Origin of the sequence: Xanthomonas sp. D-36-1 (genome assembly GCF_017746155.1) — a bacterium.
In the GTDB taxonomy this organism is placed as follows: domain Bacteria; phylum Pseudomonadota; class Gammaproteobacteria; order Xanthomonadales; family Xanthomonadaceae; genus Xanthomonas; species Xanthomonas cissicola.
Genome location: NZ_JAGHWR010000005.1, coordinates 1 through 16,232, shown reverse-complemented (window position 1 = coordinate 16,232; position 16,232 = coordinate 1). Strand labels below are relative to the sequence as shown.

Here is a 16,232-nt window from a genome sequence, read left to right as displayed (position 1 = left end):
ACGAAAAAGGCCCGATGCCGGTCAGGCCAGCAGGTCCTGATACTGCGGATGTCGCCGCACATATGCATCGGCATAGCTACACGCCGGAACCACCTTCAAACCATGTTGCCGTGCGAATGCCAAAGCGTCCTCGACCAATGCCGCGGCAACTCCGCGTCCGCTGACGGCGTCCGGCACCTGCGTGTGGGTGATGGTCATGGTCTCGCCGTCGCGCAGATAGGCCAGCTCGGCACGATGTCCATCGGTGTCCATGTTGAAACGCTGCCGGGCCGGATCGTGTTCTACGTGCACTGTCGACGCCTCCGTCATGTTCTGCGCCAGCAAGAAGTGGCGTCAGTGTGACCAGCGCGATGCCGCGCCTGCGTGAAAGTGAATCGATGTTGTGATCGGCCGCGCAGCTTGCGCAACGCCCCCTCAAGTTCGCCCCGGGGGCGCCGATAGCTGACCCGAAGGCAATCGCGGCAACCGGTGTGCGGAAGCAGCGACGTCTTCGCCTTACCTATGAGGGAGCCACCGCATGAACAACGATTCGGCAGGACACAGCGCAGACAGCGACAGCTCGTTGCTGGAGGGCTTGTTCCAGTTCGCCCTCAAGGGCGACACCCACAATCCGGATTTCACGCAGCTCAACGATACGGTGTACGAACGCCTGCAGCAGGCCTACGGCGTGGCATCCAGCGCCGACCAGGAACGCAACGCGGCCTGAGCCGGCGCATCGCTGCGCAGCGGTCTCATCCGCTGTGCAGTCGTTGCTCTCATCTGGCAGGTCTGTCCAGACCGTGCCATCTCTCGGGTCTGACTTGGCTTCGCCTCATCAGGCCCTGGATTTGATCCGCTCCCGCAACGGTCCAGTCCGTACACGCCAGCAGTCGCCGGGCGTGCCACTGCGCTAGCTGCAACCACGCTGTCGGCTTGCACAAGGCATGTGCCGGCCGCGCACGAAAGTCCACTCCCTACCTGAGACGGCGTCCGGCGCGCTGAGCCTGGGTGACCTAACCGCCGCCGGCCGCGCTCACCCGAAGCGCGGATTGGACAGCTGCTCCAGAAACACCTGCCACACGCGCGGCTCCATGATCAGCATGAACATCACGCCGAACGCAGCGCCGGCCAGATGCGCGCTATGGTTGATGCGATCGCCGCCGCGGCGGTCCATCCACAGGCTGTAGCCCACATAAAACACCGCGTAGACAATCGCCGGGGCCGGAATGAACAGCACCAGGATGATCGTCCACGGTTGCAGCAGGATGAAGGCAAACAGCACCGCCGACACCGCACCGGACGCGCCCAGGCTGAGGTAATTCGGATTCTTCTGGTTCTTCAGGTAGCTCGGCAGGATCGAGACCACCAGTGCGGCCAGATAGAACAACGGATAGGTCAGCACGCTGCCGGTGAGCTGGGCCATCACGTTCTCGATCACCCGTCCGAAGAAGAACAGCGTGATCATGTTGAAGATCAGGTGCCCCAGATCGGCATGGATGAAGCCATAGGTCACCAGGCGGTCGTATTGCCTGTGCTTGTCTACCGCCGGCGGCCACAGGATCAGCCGGTCGCTCAACTTGCGATTGTTGAACGCCATCCACGAGACGATGCCGGTGATGGCGATCAGGATCAGGGTAATCATGCAGACCTCAGGCAGTACGGTAATTGTCGACCATGCGATACCGGCGTGCGTACAAGCCGAAGGCAAGTGCCGCCAGGAACGCGAAGGCCGCGAAGAAGAACATCAAGAAGGCCGCTTCGCTGAGTCCAGTATCGGCGATATGCGCGGTTACCGTCGCATTGCGCACCGCCACGTTCGACAGCAGCACCCATAGATTGCCGACGGTGGTCGTGAGATACCAGAAACTCATCACCACGCCCTTCATCGACGGCGGCGCCTGGCTGTAGGCGAACTCGATGCCGGTGGCCGAGACCAGCACCTCGCCGAAGGTGAGCAGTGCGTACGGCAGGATCTGCCAGGCGATGTGCATCGGCTCGCCACCATCCATGATCATCTGGATCGCGCCCACCGCGATCCAGGCCACGCCACTGAAGGCGATGCCGCTGGTCATGCGGCGCAACGGGGTGGGCTCCCAGCCGCCACGGCGTAACAGCGGGTACAGCACCAGGTTGTTGAAGGGGATCAGCAGCATCACCAGCAGCGGATTGAGCGCCTGCATCTGCGAGGCGGTGAACCAGGCCGGCATGGTCATCTCGCGCCCCTGCAATACCCAGGTCGAGGCCTTCTGGTCGAACAACGAAAAGAACGGCGTCACCAGCGCAAAGACCACCAACACCCGCAACAGCGCGCGCACACCTTCCACCGCAACATCCGGATGGGTGCCACGCGCGCGTTCCAGCTGCCACCAGGTCCCGCCGCCGATCCCGGCCAGCAACAGCACCAGCGCAATGCACAGGCACACGACGATGCCCAATGGCTCGACCAGCGCGAAGCCAGCCAGCGCCAGCAGCACCGAGACGACCGCCAGCATCAAGCCCGGGCGCCCCTGCCCCGGCGCGTGCGTCAGTAACGCGGTGCGCACCACCGCAGCGAACCCATGAGGGTCCTTCGGCGGCAGCGGCACCAGCACATAGCGCTTGCGCCCGAGCCAGAACACCAGCGTGGCCACGAACATCAGGATGCCGGGAACACCGAATGCCCAGGCCGGACCCAGATTCTTCAGCGCCAGCGGAATCAGCAGCGAGGCGAACAGCGAGCCGAAATTGATGATCCAGTAGAAGGCGTCGAACACCACCTTGGCCAGGTGCTTGTTGGACTGGTCAAACTGGTCGCCCATGAACGACGCCACCAGCGGCTTGATGCCGCCTGCGCCCAGCGCGATCAGGCCCAGACCCAGAAAAAACCCGTCGCGGCTGCCTTCAAACAGCGCAAGGCAGGCGTGGCCGGCGCAATACACCAGGCTGAACCACAAGATGGTGTTGTACTTGCCGAAGAAGCGGTCGGCCAGCCAACCGCCCAGCAACGGGAAGAAATACACCCCGATCATGAAACTGTGCAGGATGTGCTTGGCCTCCGCCTCGCGCCCGGGCCCGCTGATTTCCTGCAGCAACAGCGAGGTGATCAGGAACTGCACCAGGATGTTGCGCATGCCGTAGAAGCTGAAACGCTCGCAGGCCTCGTTGCCGATGATGAAAGGAATCTGGAGCGGCAGCCGCGCGCCGGCAGATGCGCCTGGCGAGATGGAGGTGGTCAAAGGCAGTCCGGTCATGCTGAAAACAGGCCCTATCGTACCGGCGCCCACCCACCGGCCGCCATCGCCCGCCCGGGAGTGCCGGACGCGGGCACTGAGCGGATGCGGCTGGCGGACCTCGACTTGGCGTGATCGCTGTCGTACAGGCCGGCCGGAAACCACATTGCTTCAAGCGTGGCCCAGCCTCCGCGTTGTTTGCGCCTACCCCCGTATGTCGCTCAGCTGGTCGACGAAAACCCGCCCCGCGTCCAGGTGAAACCCACGCACATGGCACCGATCACAGCAGGATCATGACGCAGTGCAGATTGGCCTTGCACGCTGGCTCGGCTACATTGCAAACGTTTTCCTGGAACACTGGACCGCTGGATGCCCCGCTTCACTCGCCTGGCCCTGAGCCTGTTGCTGCTGACTTCCGCCCCCGCCGCGCTGGCTGCCGCGCCGCTGACCACTCAGGCAGAGCGCAGCGGTTTTATCCAGACCGGCCGCTACGATGAAGTCATTGCATTGTGCGATGCGTTTGCGCAGCGCTACCCGCAGGCCGTGCGTTGCATCCAGTTCGGCACTACGCCGGAGGGCAGGCCGATGAAGGCCCTGATCGCCTCCACCAGTGGCGCACTCGACCCGCAATCGGCCGCGCAACGCAAGTTGCCGGTGGTCTTGGTCCAGGGCGGCATCCACGCCGGCGAGATCGATGGCAAGGACGCGGGCTTTCTTGCTCTGCGCGAGTTGCTCGACGGCAAGGCCGGCCACGGCGTGCTCGACAAGCTGGTGTGGGTGTTCGTACCGGTATTCAACGTCGACGGACATGAGCGCTTCGGTGCCTGGAACCGCCCCAACCAACGCGGCCCCGAACAGATGGGCTGGTGCACCACTGCGCAGAACCTCAATCTCAACCGCGATTACGTCAAGGCTGACGCGCCGGAAATGCAGGCCATGCTGCAACTGGTGCAGCAGTGGGACCCGTTGATGTATGTGGACCTGCACGTCACCGATGGCGCCAAGTTCGAGCACGACGTGTCGGTGCAGGTGGAACCGGTGCATGCCGGCGATACGACCTTGCAGCGCGATGGCACCCGCTGGCGCGACGCAGTGCTTGCCGACCTGAAAAAACAGGGCTCGCTGCCGCTGCCCTACTACCCGTCCTTCGTGCACGAAGACGACCCCAGTTCCGGCTTCGCCGATGATGTGTCGCCGCCGCGCTTTTCGCACGGCTATTTCCTGCTACGCAACCGCTTCGGCATGTTGGTGGAAACGCATTCGTGGAAGGATTACCCCACGCGTGTGCGGATCACCCGCAATGCGATCGTCTCGGTGCTGCAGCAGGCCGCACGCCATGGCAGCCAGTGGCGCGCCGATGCATTGGCTGCCGATCAACGCGCCACGCACCTGGCTGGCACGTCCGAGCCGTTGAGTTTTGCGGCCGGCCCGGAGGCGCGCACGGTCGCGTTTCGTGGCTACGCGTATACGCGCACGCCATCGCCGATTTCCGGCGCGCTGATGACGCGCTACGACGAGAGCAAGCCGCAAGTCTGGAAGGTGCCGCTGCGCGATCAGATCAAACCCGATGTGGTGGTGGATGCGCCACGCGGCGGCTATCTGGTCCCGGCTGCGCAAGCCGCCTTGGTGGGCGGAAAACTACGCCTGCATGGCATTCAATTCACGACCATCGGCACTGCGGCGGAGCGGCCGGTGCAAACCTTCCGCGCCGACGCGGTCAAGTTCGCGGCACGCTCCAACGAAAGCCATCAGACCGTCGAAGTCAACGGACAATGGCGCGATGAGACCCGCAACGTTCCAGCCGGCTCGTTGTTCGTGCCGATCGCCCAACCCAAGGCACGCCTGGTGATGGCGATACTGGAACCGCAGGCACCGGATTCGCTGCTGCAGTGGGGCTTTTTCAATACTGCGTTCGAGCGCAAGGAATACATGGAAGCCTACGTCGCCGAAGAGGTGGCGCGCGACATGCTTGCCAAAGATGCAGCATTGAAGACGCAGTTCGAACAGCGCATCGCCAGCGACCCGGACTTTGCCAACAACCCGCAGGCGCGGCTGGAATTTTTTGCCAAGCGCCACGCATCGTGGGATGAGCGCTACCAGCTCTACCCGGTCCTCCGCACCGCGCAGACCGACTTCTAACCGTCCGCCGATTCTGCACGCGTCGGCGCGGAATGATCGCGCCTTCCCGATCTGGGCACTTTGGCGCCCTTCTTATGTCTTGAACCAGCACCACAAGGAAATCCCGTGCCACAGCTCGATATGAAACCGTTTACACTCCGTCAGGATCGTCCGCGCCCCCTGGTCCTGGCGGTCGTGATGGGCCTTGGCATCGCCCTCGCCGCGCCGCTGGCAGTCGCGCAGGGCGCGCCATCTTCGCAGCCGTGGATGGACACCGCATTGACCCCGGACCAGCGCGCCGACCGCCTGCTGGCGCAGATGAGCGAGGATGAAAAATTCCAGATGCTGCGCAGCTATTTCGGCCTGGGCACCGACAAGATTCCCAAGCCCGAGGGCGCGCTCGGTTCGGCCGGCTACGTTCCCGGTATCCCGCGTCTGGGCATTCCCGCCCAGCAACTGGCCGATGCCGGCGTGGGCGTGACCAACCCCGGCGGCATCCGCAAGGGCGATTACGCCACCGCGATGCCATCGGGACCGTCGACCGCATCGAGCTGGAACCGGCAACTGGCGTATACCGGCGGCAAGACCATGGGTCGCGAATCCTGGCAGCAGGGCTTCAACGTGTTGCTCGCCGGCAGCGTCAATCTGCAGCGCGACCCGCGTAATGGACGCAATTTTGAATACGCGGGTGAAGATCCGTTGCTGGCCGGCACCATGGTTGGCGAATCGATTCGCGGCGTGCAAAGCGAACATGTGCTGTCCACGATGAAGCACTTCGCACTCAACGACATGGAAACGCGGCGCAATTTTCATAGCGCGCAGATCGGCGAGCAGGCGATGCACGAATCGGACCTGCTGGCCTTCGAGATTGCGCTGAAGATCGGCGACCCGGCCTCGGTGATGTGTTCGTACAACAAGATCAACGGTGTCTACGGTTGCGAGCACGATTACCTGCTCAACCAGGTACTCAAGCAGGAATGGAAATACCCCGGTTACGTGATGTCCGATTGGGGCGGGGTGCATAGCGGATCCAAGGCCGCGTTGGCCGGGCTGGATCAACAATCGGCCGGCGAAGTGTTCGACGCGGCAGTGTATTTCGATGCGCCGTTACGCATGGCGGTGTCTGCCGGCGTGGTGCCGCGCACGCGCTTCGACGACATGGTCAGGCGCGTGCTGCGCAGCCTGTTCGCGCACGGCGCCTTCGATCATCCTACCCAGCGTCAATCCATCGATGGCAAGGCCGGTCTTCTGGCTGCGCAGCGCGTGGCCGAAGAAGGCAGCGTGTTGTTGCGTAACGAGCAGGCCGCGTTGCCGCTGTCCAAGGACGTGCGCCGCATCGCGGTGATCGGCGGCTACGCCGACAAGGGCGTGATGTCCGGCGGCGGATCTTCGCGCGTGGACTACACCATCAACGGCGGCAACGCGGTACCGGGCATCACGCCGACCACCTGGCCCGGCCCGGTGATCATCCATCCGTCCTCGCCGCTGCAGGCACTGCGTACGGCACTGCCGAACGTGCAGATCGATTACCTGGACGGCACCGACCGCACCGCGGCCGCACGCGCGGCCAAGGCGGCCGATGTGGCGATCGTGTTCGCCACCCAATGGGCCGCCGAATCGGTGGATCTGCCGGACATGCGCTTGCCCGACAACCAGGACGCGTTGATCGAGGCCGTGGCCAAGGCCAACCCGAAGACCACCGTGGTGCTGGAAACCAACGGACCGGTGCGCATGCCGTGGGCCGAACGCGTGCCGGCGGTGTTGCAGGCGTGGTATCCGGGCATCGGCGGCGGCGAGGCGATCGCCAACCTGCTGACCGGCGCGGTGAATCCTTCCGGCCACCTGCCGGTGACCTGGCCGGTGGACGAGTCGCAGCTGCCGCGCCCGTCGATTCCGGGGCTGGGCTTCAAGCCGGCCAAACCGGGCGAGGACAGCATCGACTACGCCATCGAAGGCGCCAATGTCGGTTACAAGTGGTTCGCCGCGCGCAAGCTGACACCACGCTACCCGTTCGGCCATGGCTTGTCGTACACGCAGTTCCGTATGGGCGGGCTGCGGGTGGATGCACGCGGCAGCCAGCTCACCGCCAGCTTCGAGGTGGAGAATACCGGCCCGCGCGAAGGCGCCGCCGTGCCGCAGCTCTACGTCGCCCTGCCCGACGGCCACGCCACCACTCTGCGGCTGATCGGCTGGCAAAAGCTCACGCTGAAGCCGGGCGAAAAACGCAGCGTGCAGGTCGTCGCAGAGCCCAAGACCTTGGCCGATTTCGACGCCGAGGCACGTCGCTGGACGATCGCCGCGGGCACTTACCGCGTGCAACTGGCGCGTTCGGCGAGCGAGCCGGTGCAAACTGCCCAGGTCACGCTGCAGGCGGCACAGTTGCCGTGAGCGCACGTGGTGCAGGCACCGATGCATGCGTGCGCCACCATCGGACTGGCTCGTTGCCATGCCGCGTACGGGGCGACGAAAAAAATGTGCCGGGTGCGTTGACAGTCTCGCGCGCAGCTTGCACAATTCGCCCCCTGAGTCGCCCAGGTGGCGGAATTGGTAGACGCACTAGCTTCAGGTGCTAGCGGGGGCAACTTCGTGGAGGTTCGAGTCCTCTCCTGGGCACCACGACTCACGGTAGATCGTAAAAAACCTCGCTTCGGCGGGGTTTTTTGCGTTTGGGCATTCGTGTTGCGACATCCACATTTGCCAGCGTCTGCGGCAGGCCATGCGTCGCATCGACCGGCTCGGCGCTGCGGCAATCGGCCAAGCTCGTCAAATCCGTCACAACGAAAACCCCGCATTCCAGCGGGGTTTTCGTTGTTCAACCAGCAACGTCGCTCAATGCCCCCCGGCCGCCGCCGCACTCCCGGCACCGGCGCCGAACGGCGGTTTTGCCAGCCACAGGAAGAAGATGATCGCCAGGAAAGTCCATCCAAGCAGATAGAAGATGTCGTTGAAACCCATCTGCGATGCCTGGTGGTTGATCATGTTATTGAGCGATGCCGCGCCGCGTTGCAGGTCGCCCTGCCCCATCGCAGTGACCTGCTCCTGCATGCCGGGCGTGTACACCGAAATGTGCTCGGTGATGTGCGCGTGGTGTACCTGGGTACGGCGTGCCCACAGATACGTGGTCAACGATGCGGCGAAGCTACCGCCCAACGTGCGCAGGAAGGTGGCCAGGCCGGAGCCGGCCGCAATCTCGCGACCGTCCAGATCCGACAACAGGATCTGCAACACCGGCATGAAGAACAATGCCACGCCCACACCCATCACCAACTGGATCGTGGCCACATGGCCGAAGTCCACCTGCAGGTTGAAATTGGAGCGGAAGAAGCTGGTGAAGGACATGAAGACAAAGGCGATGGTGGCCAGCATGCGCAGGTCGAAGCGCAGCGCGTATTTGCCTACGAATGGCGTCATCAGCACCGGCAGGATGCCGATCGGCGCGGTGGCCAGGCCGGCCCAGATCGCGGTGTACCCCATATCGCGCTGCAGCCATTGCGGGATCAGCAGGCTCACGCTGAAGAACGCGGCATATGCGACCACCATTGCCAGCGTGCCGGCGCGGAAATTGCGATGCCGGAACAGCTTGAGATCGACGATGGGATCCTTGTCGGTCAACTCCCAGATCACGAACACCACCAACGCCACTGCCGCAATGCAGGCCAACACCACGATCTTGTCCGAAGAGAACCAGTCTTCGTCATTGCCCAGATCCAGCACCAGCTGCAAAGCGCCCGCGCCAACCACCAGCAGGATCAGGCCGATGTAATCCATGCGCGGCTTTTCGAGCTGTTCGGGGCGATGCCGCAACTGCGAACCCACGATACTGCTGGCGATGATGCCCAGCGACACGTTGATCAGGAAGATCCATTCCCAGCTGTAGTTGTCGGTGATCCAGCCACCGAGAATCGGCCCGGCGATCGGGGCCACCACGGTAATCATCGCCAGCAACGCCAGCGCCTGCCCGCGTTTTTCGCGCGGATAGATCGACACCAGCAGACTCTGGGTGATGGGATACATCGGGCCGGCAACAAAGCCCTGCAACGCGCGCGCCACCACCAGCATCCCCATGCTCTGCGCCAGACCGCACAGCAGCGAGGCAATGGTGAACGCCAGCGTGGACCACACAAACAACTTGGTTTCGCCAAAACGGCGACTCAACCAACCGGTCAACGGCAACGCAATGGCCGTGCTGACGGCGAATGAGGTGATCACCCAGGTGGCCTGCTGCGAACTGGCGCCGAGGTTGCCGGCGATGGTCGGCAGCGAGACGTTGGCGATGGTGGTGTCCAGCACCTGCATGAACGAGGCCATGGCCAGGCCCACGGTGCACAACGCCACGCTGGCCGGGCGAAAACCGGCGGCTGGCGCCGGTGCCGCCGGGCCGCCGGGCGCGGTGGGAGCTTGCGAAGACATGGTGGCTTAGCCCGCCTTGCTGGCAGCCTGCGAGGGCAGGTTGTCCTGGATGATGCGTTGGATGTCCGCGTCGGCAGCCTTGAGCTGCTGCGCATACACGTCGGTGGCGAACACCGCGCCGTTGGCGACCTTGGTCGGCAGCACACTGCCCTGCTGATCGTGCAGGTTTACCTCCACCTTCATCGACAGACCGATCCGCAGCGGATTGCTGGCAAGCTGCTCGGAATCCACCGCAATGCGCACCGGCACGCGCTGCACGATCTTGATCCAGTTACCGCTGGCGTTTTGCGCCGGCAACAGCGAGAACGCGCTGCCGGTGCCCAGGCCCAGGCTCTGGATACGGCCGGTGTAGCTCACGCCGCCGCCGTACAGATCAGAATGCAGTTCCACTTCCTGGCCCAGGCGCATGTGCTTGAGCTGGGTTTCCTTGAAATTGGCTTCCACCCACACCTGCTCCAGCGGCACCACCGCCATCAACACGCTGCCCGGCTGCACGCGCTGACCAACCTGCGCCGAGCGCCGTGCGACGTAGCCGGACACCGGCGCCACCACGCCGGTGCGCGCATGATTCAAATACGCCTGGCGCAGCTGTGCGGCGGCGGTCTGCACGTCCGGCTGGTTGGCCACCGCGCTATCGTCCACCAACGCACGGTTACGCTCCAAGCTCTCGCGCGAGCCGCTCACGGCCGCTTCGGCGGCGGCCAGTTCGTCGCGGGCGTGCGCCAGTTCTTCGTTGGAGATTGCGCCGGTGGCCGCCAGGTCCTTACGCCGCGCGAAGTCCGAGCGCGCACTGCGCAACGTGACCTCGCGTGCGGACAATTCGGCTTGCGCACCTTCCACGGTGCGATACAGACCGCGCACCTGACGCACGGTCTTGGCCAGGTTGGCTTCGGCCTGCTGCACCGCGACCTCGGTGTCGGCCGGATCCAGCTGCACCAGCAACTGGCCGCGCTCCACGCGCATGCCGTCTTCGGCGCCGATGCTGACCACGGTACCGCCCACCATCGGGGTGATCTGCACCTGGTTGCCCTGCACATACGCATCGTCGGTGTCTTCGTGCCAACGGCCGACCAGGAAGTACCACACCACCAGGCCGATGATCGCCAGGATCACCACAATGGCCACGATGCGCAGCGCAGCACGGCGCTTGCTGGGCGCGGCCGGTGCGGGTTGAGGAGAAGTTGAAGTCGTCTGGCTCATCGTCGATGTCTCAGGAATTCGGTTGTGCGGAAGTGGGCGCGGTGTGTGCGGTATCGCGTGCGGGCTCCGGCGTGAATCCGCCACCCAGCGCACGCTGCAACCTCACCGAGGCCAGAAGTTGTTGCGACTGCAGCCCGGCCAAGCGTTGGCGTGCGACGAGCAACTGCTCCTGCACGCTGAGCACGTCCAGATAGCTGCCGATGCCGGCGCGGTAGCGCTGCTGCGCCAGATCGAAGGCGGCCGTGGCGGTCTGCACGGCGTCGTTCTGTGCCTGCGCGCGTTGCTCCAGCGAGCGCACGGCGGTGACCTGATCGGCCACTTCGCGCAGCGCAGAGATCACTTTCTGGTTGTAGTCGGCCACGGCCAGGTCGTATTGCGCATCGCTGCCGGCCAGATTGGCGCGCAGCTTGCCGCCGTCGAAGATCGGCAGGCTCAACGCCGGCGCAACCAGACCCAGCACCGAGCCGCTTTCCAGCAACTTGCCGACATCCGGGTTGATCACACCGCCCAGCGCGGTGAGGTTGAGGCTGGGATAGAAACGGGTCTTGGCGACTGCGATGTCCTTGTCGGCCGCCTCCACGCGCCAGCGTGCCGCCACCACGTCGGGGCGACGGCCCAGCAGATCGGCCGGCAGCATGCTCGGCAACTGCGTGGCGAGGCCCGCACCGAATACAGGCCGGGCGATGTCCAAACCGCGATCCGGGCCCTGCCCGACCAAGGCTGCCAGCGCGGTGCGGGCTTCGTCGATCTGCTGCTGCGCCGATTGCAACTGCTGCTGCGCAGCCGGCACGCGCGCTTGTGCCTGACGCACCTGCAACTCACTGTCGATGCCGGCGCTGCGGCGTTGCCGGGTCAGCTCCAGGGTCTTCTGCGCACGGCTCAATTCGTCGTTGGCCAGGTCGTGCAGGCTCCACGCGTACGCAAGCTGCGCATAGCCTTCGGCAATCGCCGACGACAGGTTCAATCGTGCCGCCTGCGCATCCACTTCGGCCGCATGCGCCTGGTCGACTGCCGCTTCCCACGCGCTGCGCTTGCCGCCCCACAGATCGATGCCGTAGCGGAAATCCAGCACGACCTGCGCGCTGCCGCCATAGCTGCCGCCGAGCTCTTCGCCGACCATGGATTCAGGTAGCTGCAGGCCGGTGTAGCCACCGGACACCGAGAGGCTGGGGCCGCGCTCGGCCTGCGCACTGCCGATACGTGCCTGCGCCTGACGCAGGCGCGCATCGGCTGCCGCGAGGCTGGGGCTGTGCTGCAGGCCTTCGGCGATCAGCGCGTCCAGCTGCGCATCGCCCAGCGCGCGCCACCAATCGCTGGCCGGCCACGCGGCCGGGCTCAGCGTGGTTTGCTGCGCCAGGGCGCGCTCTGCATGCAGCGTGCCGGGATCCAGCACGTTGCCTTGCGGATTCAGGCCACGGCTGCTGGCGCAGGCGGCCAACGCCAGTGCCAGGGCGGTGATGACGAACGGCCGCGCCAGGCGCATCGAGCGCGGGCGCAGCGTCGGGGTCGGAGAACTAGCAGCGTTCATGAGTTGAGTGCGTCGCGGACACGGATAAGAAGTGAGGTGAGAAGTTCGCGCTCGGCCGCGGACAGGTCGCGCAGGCCGTGCTCGATGGCGCGTTCGCCGCGCAGGCGCAGCCGCTCCCATAGCGCCACGCCCTGCTCGGTCATGACGATCTGCAGCGCGCGCCGGTCTTGCGCATGCGGCTCGCGCCGCACTGCGCCCAGCGCTTCGAGCTTGTCGAGCAGGCGGGTCACCGCGCTCGGGGTCTGGTCCAGCGCCAGCGCCAGCTCGTTAGCCGTGCATGGCGAGCGCACCGCCAAGATCTTCAGGCCGACGTAGTGGCTGAAGCCGAAATCGGGCAGCTCGCCCTTCATCTCGGCATCGAGCTGGCGCATCAGCGCATCGCGCACCTGGCGCAGCAACAAACCGAACGACGGGGTGGCGGAAGACGAAACATTCATGCGGCACATTTTGTTCCGAAAAATATATTTGTTAACGCAATTATTCCACCAGGGATTAAACCGCCCGCAAGGATCGCCACCTTACGCGGCGCGTGCGATGGCTCGGTAATACAATTCGGCCAATGAGTATCGAAAACCCGCCAACCCAGATCGACGCCTTGCCGCCAGGCGTACGCGCCAGCTTCGAAAAGGCCGATGGGCCGGTGCTGATCGCTTTCCTGGCAGAGCTGCGCGAGGTATGGGCGCCGGAAACTGCCTGGCACGCGCATGTCCGCGGCCAGCTGATGTATGTGGAGCATGGCGTGCTCACCGTGCACACCGAACAAGGCGCCTTGTCGCTGCCGCCGGGCTGCGCCGGCTGGATGCCGCCCGGGCAGCAGCACACCGTGGAACTGGCCGGACCGATGCGCGGCTGGGGCGTGGTTGTGCGGCCGGATGCCTGCGCTGCCCTGCCCGCGCAAGGCGGGGTGATCCGGCTGACCGGGCTGGCCCGCGAGGCCATCATGCGGGCCGCCAGCTGGCCGCTGGATCAGCCGCTGGATGCCACCCGGCAACGCCTGGCTGCGGTGCTGCTGGACGAGCTATGCCAGGTGCAGATCGACCACCTGCACCTGCCGATGCCCGCCGACCGCCGGCTGCTGCGGATCGCCCGCCAGTTGCTCGACACGCCGGCCGACCCGCGCCCGCTCGACGCCTGGGCCGACTGGGGCGGCTTGTCGCCGCGCAGCCTGAGCCGGCATTTCCGCGACGAGACCGGCCTGAGTTTTGCGCAGTGGCGGCAGCAGGCCCGGCTGACCGAAGGCCTGCGGCGGCTGAGCCAGGGCCACGCGGTGGCGCAGGTGTCCGACCAGCTTGGCTACAGCAGCCCCAGCGCCTTCGTCAGCGTGTTCCATCGCCATTTCGGCGCCCCGCCAACCCGTTATCTGGCCGGCTCCCATGCACGCGGCTTGGCATCCCCCGCCGCATCCGGATAATCGGCGCTCTTCGAGCCCGCGCCCCGGTGCGGGTTCCTCTTCACGCAGGACCTGGCTTTACATGACCGATCTGACCCGCCCCACCTTCCACGGCTTCGAACAGCTACCGCTGCGCGAGTACGCCGAACGCGCCTATCTCGACTACTCGATGTACGTGGTGCTCGACCGCGCCCTGCCGTTCCTGGGCGACGGCCTGAAGCCGGTGCAGCGGCGCATCGTCTACGCAATGAGCGAGCTGGGCCTGAATGCCGCCGCCAAGCCGAAGAAATCCGCGCGTACCGTGGGCGATGTGATCGGTAAGTACCACCCGCATGGCGACAGCGCCTGCTATGAGGCGCTGGTGCTGATGGCGCAGCCGTTCTCGTACCGTTACCCGCTGATCGAAGGCCAGGGCAACTTCGGCTCCACCGACGACCCCAAGTCGTTCGCCGCGATGCGCTATACCGAGTCCAAGCTGACCCCGATCGCCGAAGTGCTGCTGGGCGAGCTTGGCCAGGGCACCACCGATTGGGCGCCCAACTTCGACGGCACCCTGGAAGAACCCACCTGGTTGCCGGCGCGCCTGCCGCACCTGCTGCTCAACGGCACCACCGGCATTGCGGTGGGCATGGTCACCGACGTGCCGCCGCACAATCTCAACGAGATCGTCAGCGCATTGCTGCGGCTGCTCGATGATCCCGATGCCAGCGTCGCCGACCTGTGCGAGCACGTGCTGGGCCCGGATTACCCGACCACCGCCGAGATCATCACTCCGGCTGCGGACCTGCGGAACATCTACGAAACCGGCCACGGCAGCGTGCGTGCGCGCGCCACCTACAAGAAAGAGCACGCCAACATCGTCATCGATGCGCTGCCCTACCAGGTCTCCCCGTCCAAGGTGATCGAGCAGATCGCCCAGCAGATGCGCGCCAAGAAGTTGCCGTGGCTGGAAGACATCCGCGACGAGTCCGACCACACCAGCCCGGTGCGGGTGGTGCTGGTGCCGCGCTCCAATCGTGTCGATGCCGAACAGCTGATGGGCCACCTGTTCGTCACCACCGATCTGGAACGCAGCTACCGCGTCAACCTCAACGTGATCGGCCTGGATGGCCGCCCACAGGTCAAGAATCTCAAACACCTGCTGAGCGAATGGCTGAGCTTCCGCAGCGATACGGTGACCCGCCGCCTCAACCATCGCCTGCAGAAGGTCGAGCGTCGCCTGCACCTGTTGGAAGGCTTGTTGATCGCCTTCCTCAACCTGGACGAAGTGATCCGCATCGTCCGCAGCGAAGACGAACCCAAGCCGGTGCTGATCTCGCGCTTCGCGCTGAGCGAAGAACAGGCCGAATACATTCTGGAAACCAAGCTGCGCCAACTGGCGCGCCTGGAAGAAATGAAGATCCGCGGCGAACAGGAGGCGCTCGCCAAGGAGCGCGCGCAGATCATCGCGATCCTGGAGAGCAAGACCAAGCTGAAGAAGCTGATCAAGGACGAACTGACTGCCGACGCCAAGAAGTTCGGCGATGCGCGGCGTTCGCCGCTGGTGCAACGTGGCGCCGCGCAGGCCATCGACGAAACCGAGATGGTGGTCAGCGAACCGATGACCGTGGTGCTGTCGCAAAAGGGCTGGGTCCGCGCGGCCAAGGGGCACGAGGTCGATCCGGCCGGCATGTCATACCGCGATGGCGACGGCCTGCTGACGGCGGTCCGCAGCCGCAGCACGCACCAGGTGGCGTTCCTGGACTCGGACGGCCGCGCCTATTCCACTGCCGTACACACCCTGCCCTCGGCGCGTGGCAACGGCGAACCCTTGACCGGGCGGTTCTCGCCGGCGTCTGGCGCGGCGTTCCAGGTCATGGCCAGTGCCGACAACGCCACCCGCTTCGTGCTGGCGTCCTCGCATGGCTACGGCTTCGTTACCCGTTTCGAAAACCTTACCGGCCGCAACAAGGCCGGCAAGGCGATGCTCAACCTGACCACCGGCTCGCATGTGCTGACGCCGGCCCAGGTGAGCAACCCGCAAACCGATCGCATCGTCGCCGTGACCAGCGCCGGCAATCTGCTGGCGGTGCCGGCCACCGACGTGCCCGAGCTGGACAAGGGCAAAGGCAACAAGATCATCGAGATTCCCAAGGCCAAGCTCGGCACCGAACGTGTGGTGGCAGTGGTGGCGGTCGCACCGGGCAACACGCTGCTGGTGCGCAGCGGCGCACGTACCATGAGCCTGTCGTTCAAGGACCTGGACACGTATGTCGGTGCGCGGGCGAGCCGTGGATCGTTGTTGCCGCGTGGGTGGCAAAAGGTGGACGGGTTGGAGGTGCAGTAACGGTTGTTCACCCACCCGGCGCGCGGCGGCGCGGCTGGGACTGCGCTCGCCTCAGGCTGCTGAGGCGCGGCA

General features: G+C 65.1%; 12 protein-coding genes and 1 tRNA gene. 6 read left to right on the top strand and 7 right to left on the bottom strand.

Going from position 1 to position 16,232, the window contains the following annotated elements; genetic code table 11:
* Positions 1-21 precede the first annotated feature (21 nt).
* Positions 22-291 carry a GNAT family N-acetyltransferase gene (locus J7367_RS01695; RefSeq protein WP_057661664.1) on the bottom strand — a complete coding sequence of 90 codons (270 nt, stop codon included), beginning with the start codon at positions 289-291 and terminating at the stop codon, positions 22-24.
* Between the two features lie 226 nt (positions 292-517).
* On the opposite strand from J7367_RS01695, the gene J7367_RS01690 reads away from it, so the two are divergent.
* On the top strand, positions 518-706 hold the full coding sequence (locus J7367_RS01690; RefSeq protein WP_005911777.1) for a hypothetical protein: 189 nt from the start codon (positions 518-520) through the stop codon (positions 704-706).
* Positions 707-1,012: 306 nt separating this feature from the next.
* Here J7367_RS01690 and J7367_RS01685 read toward each other — a convergent pair whose 3' ends face one another.
* Together J7367_RS01685 and J7367_RS01680 are read right to left on the bottom strand one after the other, a co-directional pair.
* Complete coding sequence (locus J7367_RS01685; protein WP_057661644.1) at positions 1,013-1,621, bottom strand: rhomboid family intramembrane serine protease; 609 nt, start codon at positions 1,619-1,621, stop codon at positions 1,013-1,015.
* 7 nt (positions 1,622-1,628) lie between these two features.
* The gene (locus J7367_RS01680; RefSeq protein WP_057661662.1) at positions 1,629-3,194 is read right to left on the bottom strand and encodes an oligopeptide:H+ symporter; all 1,566 of its coding nucleotides are present in this window, start codon (positions 3,192-3,194) and stop codon (positions 1,629-1,631) included.
* Between the two features lie 363 nt (positions 3,195-3,557).
* Between J7367_RS01680 and J7367_RS01675 the strand changes: the two genes are divergently transcribed.
* The 3 genes from J7367_RS01675 (at position 3,558) to J7367_RS01665 (ending at position 7,922) form a co-directional block, all read left to right on the top strand.
* Positions 3,558-5,327: a M14 family metallopeptidase gene (locus tag J7367_RS01675; protein WP_057661642.1), complete on the top strand. Its 1,770-nt coding sequence runs from the start codon at positions 3,558-3,560 to the stop codon at positions 5,325-5,327.
* A gap of 177 nt (positions 5,328-5,504) precedes the next feature.
* On the top strand, positions 5,505-7,694 hold the full coding sequence (locus J7367_RS01670; protein WP_057661660.1) for a glycoside hydrolase family 3 C-terminal domain-containing protein: 2,190 nt from the start codon (positions 5,505-5,507) through the stop codon (positions 7,692-7,694).
* A gap of 141 nt (positions 7,695-7,835) precedes the next feature.
* Positions 7,836-7,922, top strand: a tRNA-Leu gene (locus J7367_RS01665).
* A 213-nt stretch (positions 7,923-8,135) separates the two neighbouring features.
* On the opposite strand, the gene J7367_RS01660 is transcribed toward J7367_RS01665, so the two are convergent.
* The 4 genes from J7367_RS01660 to J7367_RS01645 are packed head-to-tail and all read right to left on the bottom strand — an operon-like array spanning position 8,136 to position 12,881.
* The gene (locus J7367_RS01660; protein ID WP_057661640.1) at positions 8,136-9,716 is read right to left on the bottom strand and encodes a DHA2 family efflux MFS transporter permease subunit; all 1,581 of its coding nucleotides are present in this window, start codon (positions 9,714-9,716) and stop codon (positions 8,136-8,138) included.
* Between the two features lie 6 nt (positions 9,717-9,722).
* Positions 9,723-10,916: an efflux RND transporter periplasmic adaptor subunit gene (locus J7367_RS01655; protein ID WP_007966664.1), complete on the bottom strand. Its 1,194-nt coding sequence runs from the start codon at positions 10,914-10,916 to the stop codon at positions 9,723-9,725.
* 10 nt (positions 10,917-10,926) lie between these two features.
* Positions 10,927-12,444, bottom strand: a complete 1,518-nt coding sequence (locus J7367_RS01650; protein ID WP_057661638.1) for an AdeC/AdeK/OprM family multidrug efflux complex outer membrane factor — start codon at positions 12,442-12,444, stop codon at positions 10,927-10,929.
* The gene (locus J7367_RS01645; RefSeq protein WP_014089765.1) at positions 12,441-12,881 is read right to left on the bottom strand and encodes a MarR family transcriptional regulator; all 441 of its coding nucleotides are present in this window, start codon (positions 12,879-12,881) and stop codon (positions 12,441-12,443) included. Before J7367_RS01645 ends, J7367_RS01650 begins: the two co-directional genes overlap by 4 nt.
* A gap of 122 nt (positions 12,882-13,003) precedes the next feature.
* On the opposite strand from J7367_RS01645, the gene J7367_RS01640 reads away from it, so the two are divergent.
* Together J7367_RS01640 and parC are read left to right on the top strand one after the other, a co-directional pair.
* Complete coding sequence (locus tag J7367_RS01640) at positions 13,004-13,855, top strand: helix-turn-helix transcriptional regulator (protein ID WP_057661635.1); 852 nt, start codon at positions 13,004-13,006, stop codon at positions 13,853-13,855.
* A 61-nt stretch (positions 13,856-13,916) separates the two neighbouring features.
* Positions 13,917-16,160 (top strand): DNA topoisomerase IV subunit A, encoded by a 2,244-nt coding sequence (parC, locus tag J7367_RS01635; protein ID WP_057661633.1) that lies wholly within the window; start codon positions 13,917-13,919, stop codon positions 16,158-16,160.
* The last annotated feature ends 72 nt before the right edge of the window (positions 16,161-16,232 follow it).

What these genes read in the sequence shown, in the direction of transcription:
- J7367_RS01675 (WP_057661642.1), top strand. Translation starts at nt 3,558, where the DNA reads ATGCCCCGCTTCACTCGCCTGGCCCTGAGCCTGTTGCTGCTGACTTCC.
- J7367_RS01650 (WP_057661638.1), bottom strand. Translation starts at nt 12,444, where the DNA reads ATGAACGCTGCTAGTTCTCCGACCCCGACGCTGCGCCCGCGCTCGATG.
- parC (WP_057661633.1), top strand. Translation starts at nt 13,917, where the DNA reads ATGACCGATCTGACCCGCCCCACCTTCCACGGCTTCGAACAGCTACCG.
- J7367_RS01655 (WP_007966664.1), bottom strand. Translation starts at nt 10,916, where the DNA reads ATGAGCCAGACGACTTCAACTTCTCCTCAACCCGCACCGGCCGCGCCC.
- J7367_RS01670 (WP_057661660.1), top strand. Translation starts at nt 5,505, where the DNA reads ATGGGCCTTGGCATCGCCCTCGCCGCGCCGCTGGCAGTCGCGCAGGGC.
- J7367_RS01690 (WP_005911777.1), top strand. Translation starts at nt 518, where the DNA reads ATGAACAACGATTCGGCAGGACACAGCGCAGACAGCGACAGCTCGTTG.
- J7367_RS01685 (WP_057661644.1), bottom strand. Translation starts at nt 1,621, where the DNA reads ATGATTACCCTGATCCTGATCGCCATCACCGGCATCGTCTCGTGGATG.
- J7367_RS01645 (WP_014089765.1), bottom strand. Translation starts at nt 12,881, where the DNA reads ATGAATGTTTCGTCTTCCGCCACCCCGTCGTTCGGTTTGTTGCTGCGC.
- J7367_RS01660 (WP_057661640.1), bottom strand. Translation starts at nt 9,716, where the DNA reads ATGTCTTCGCAAGCTCCCACCGCGCCCGGCGGCCCGGCGGCACCGGCG.
- J7367_RS01640 (WP_057661635.1), top strand. Translation starts at nt 13,004, where the DNA reads ATGAGTATCGAAAACCCGCCAACCCAGATCGACGCCTTGCCGCCAGGC.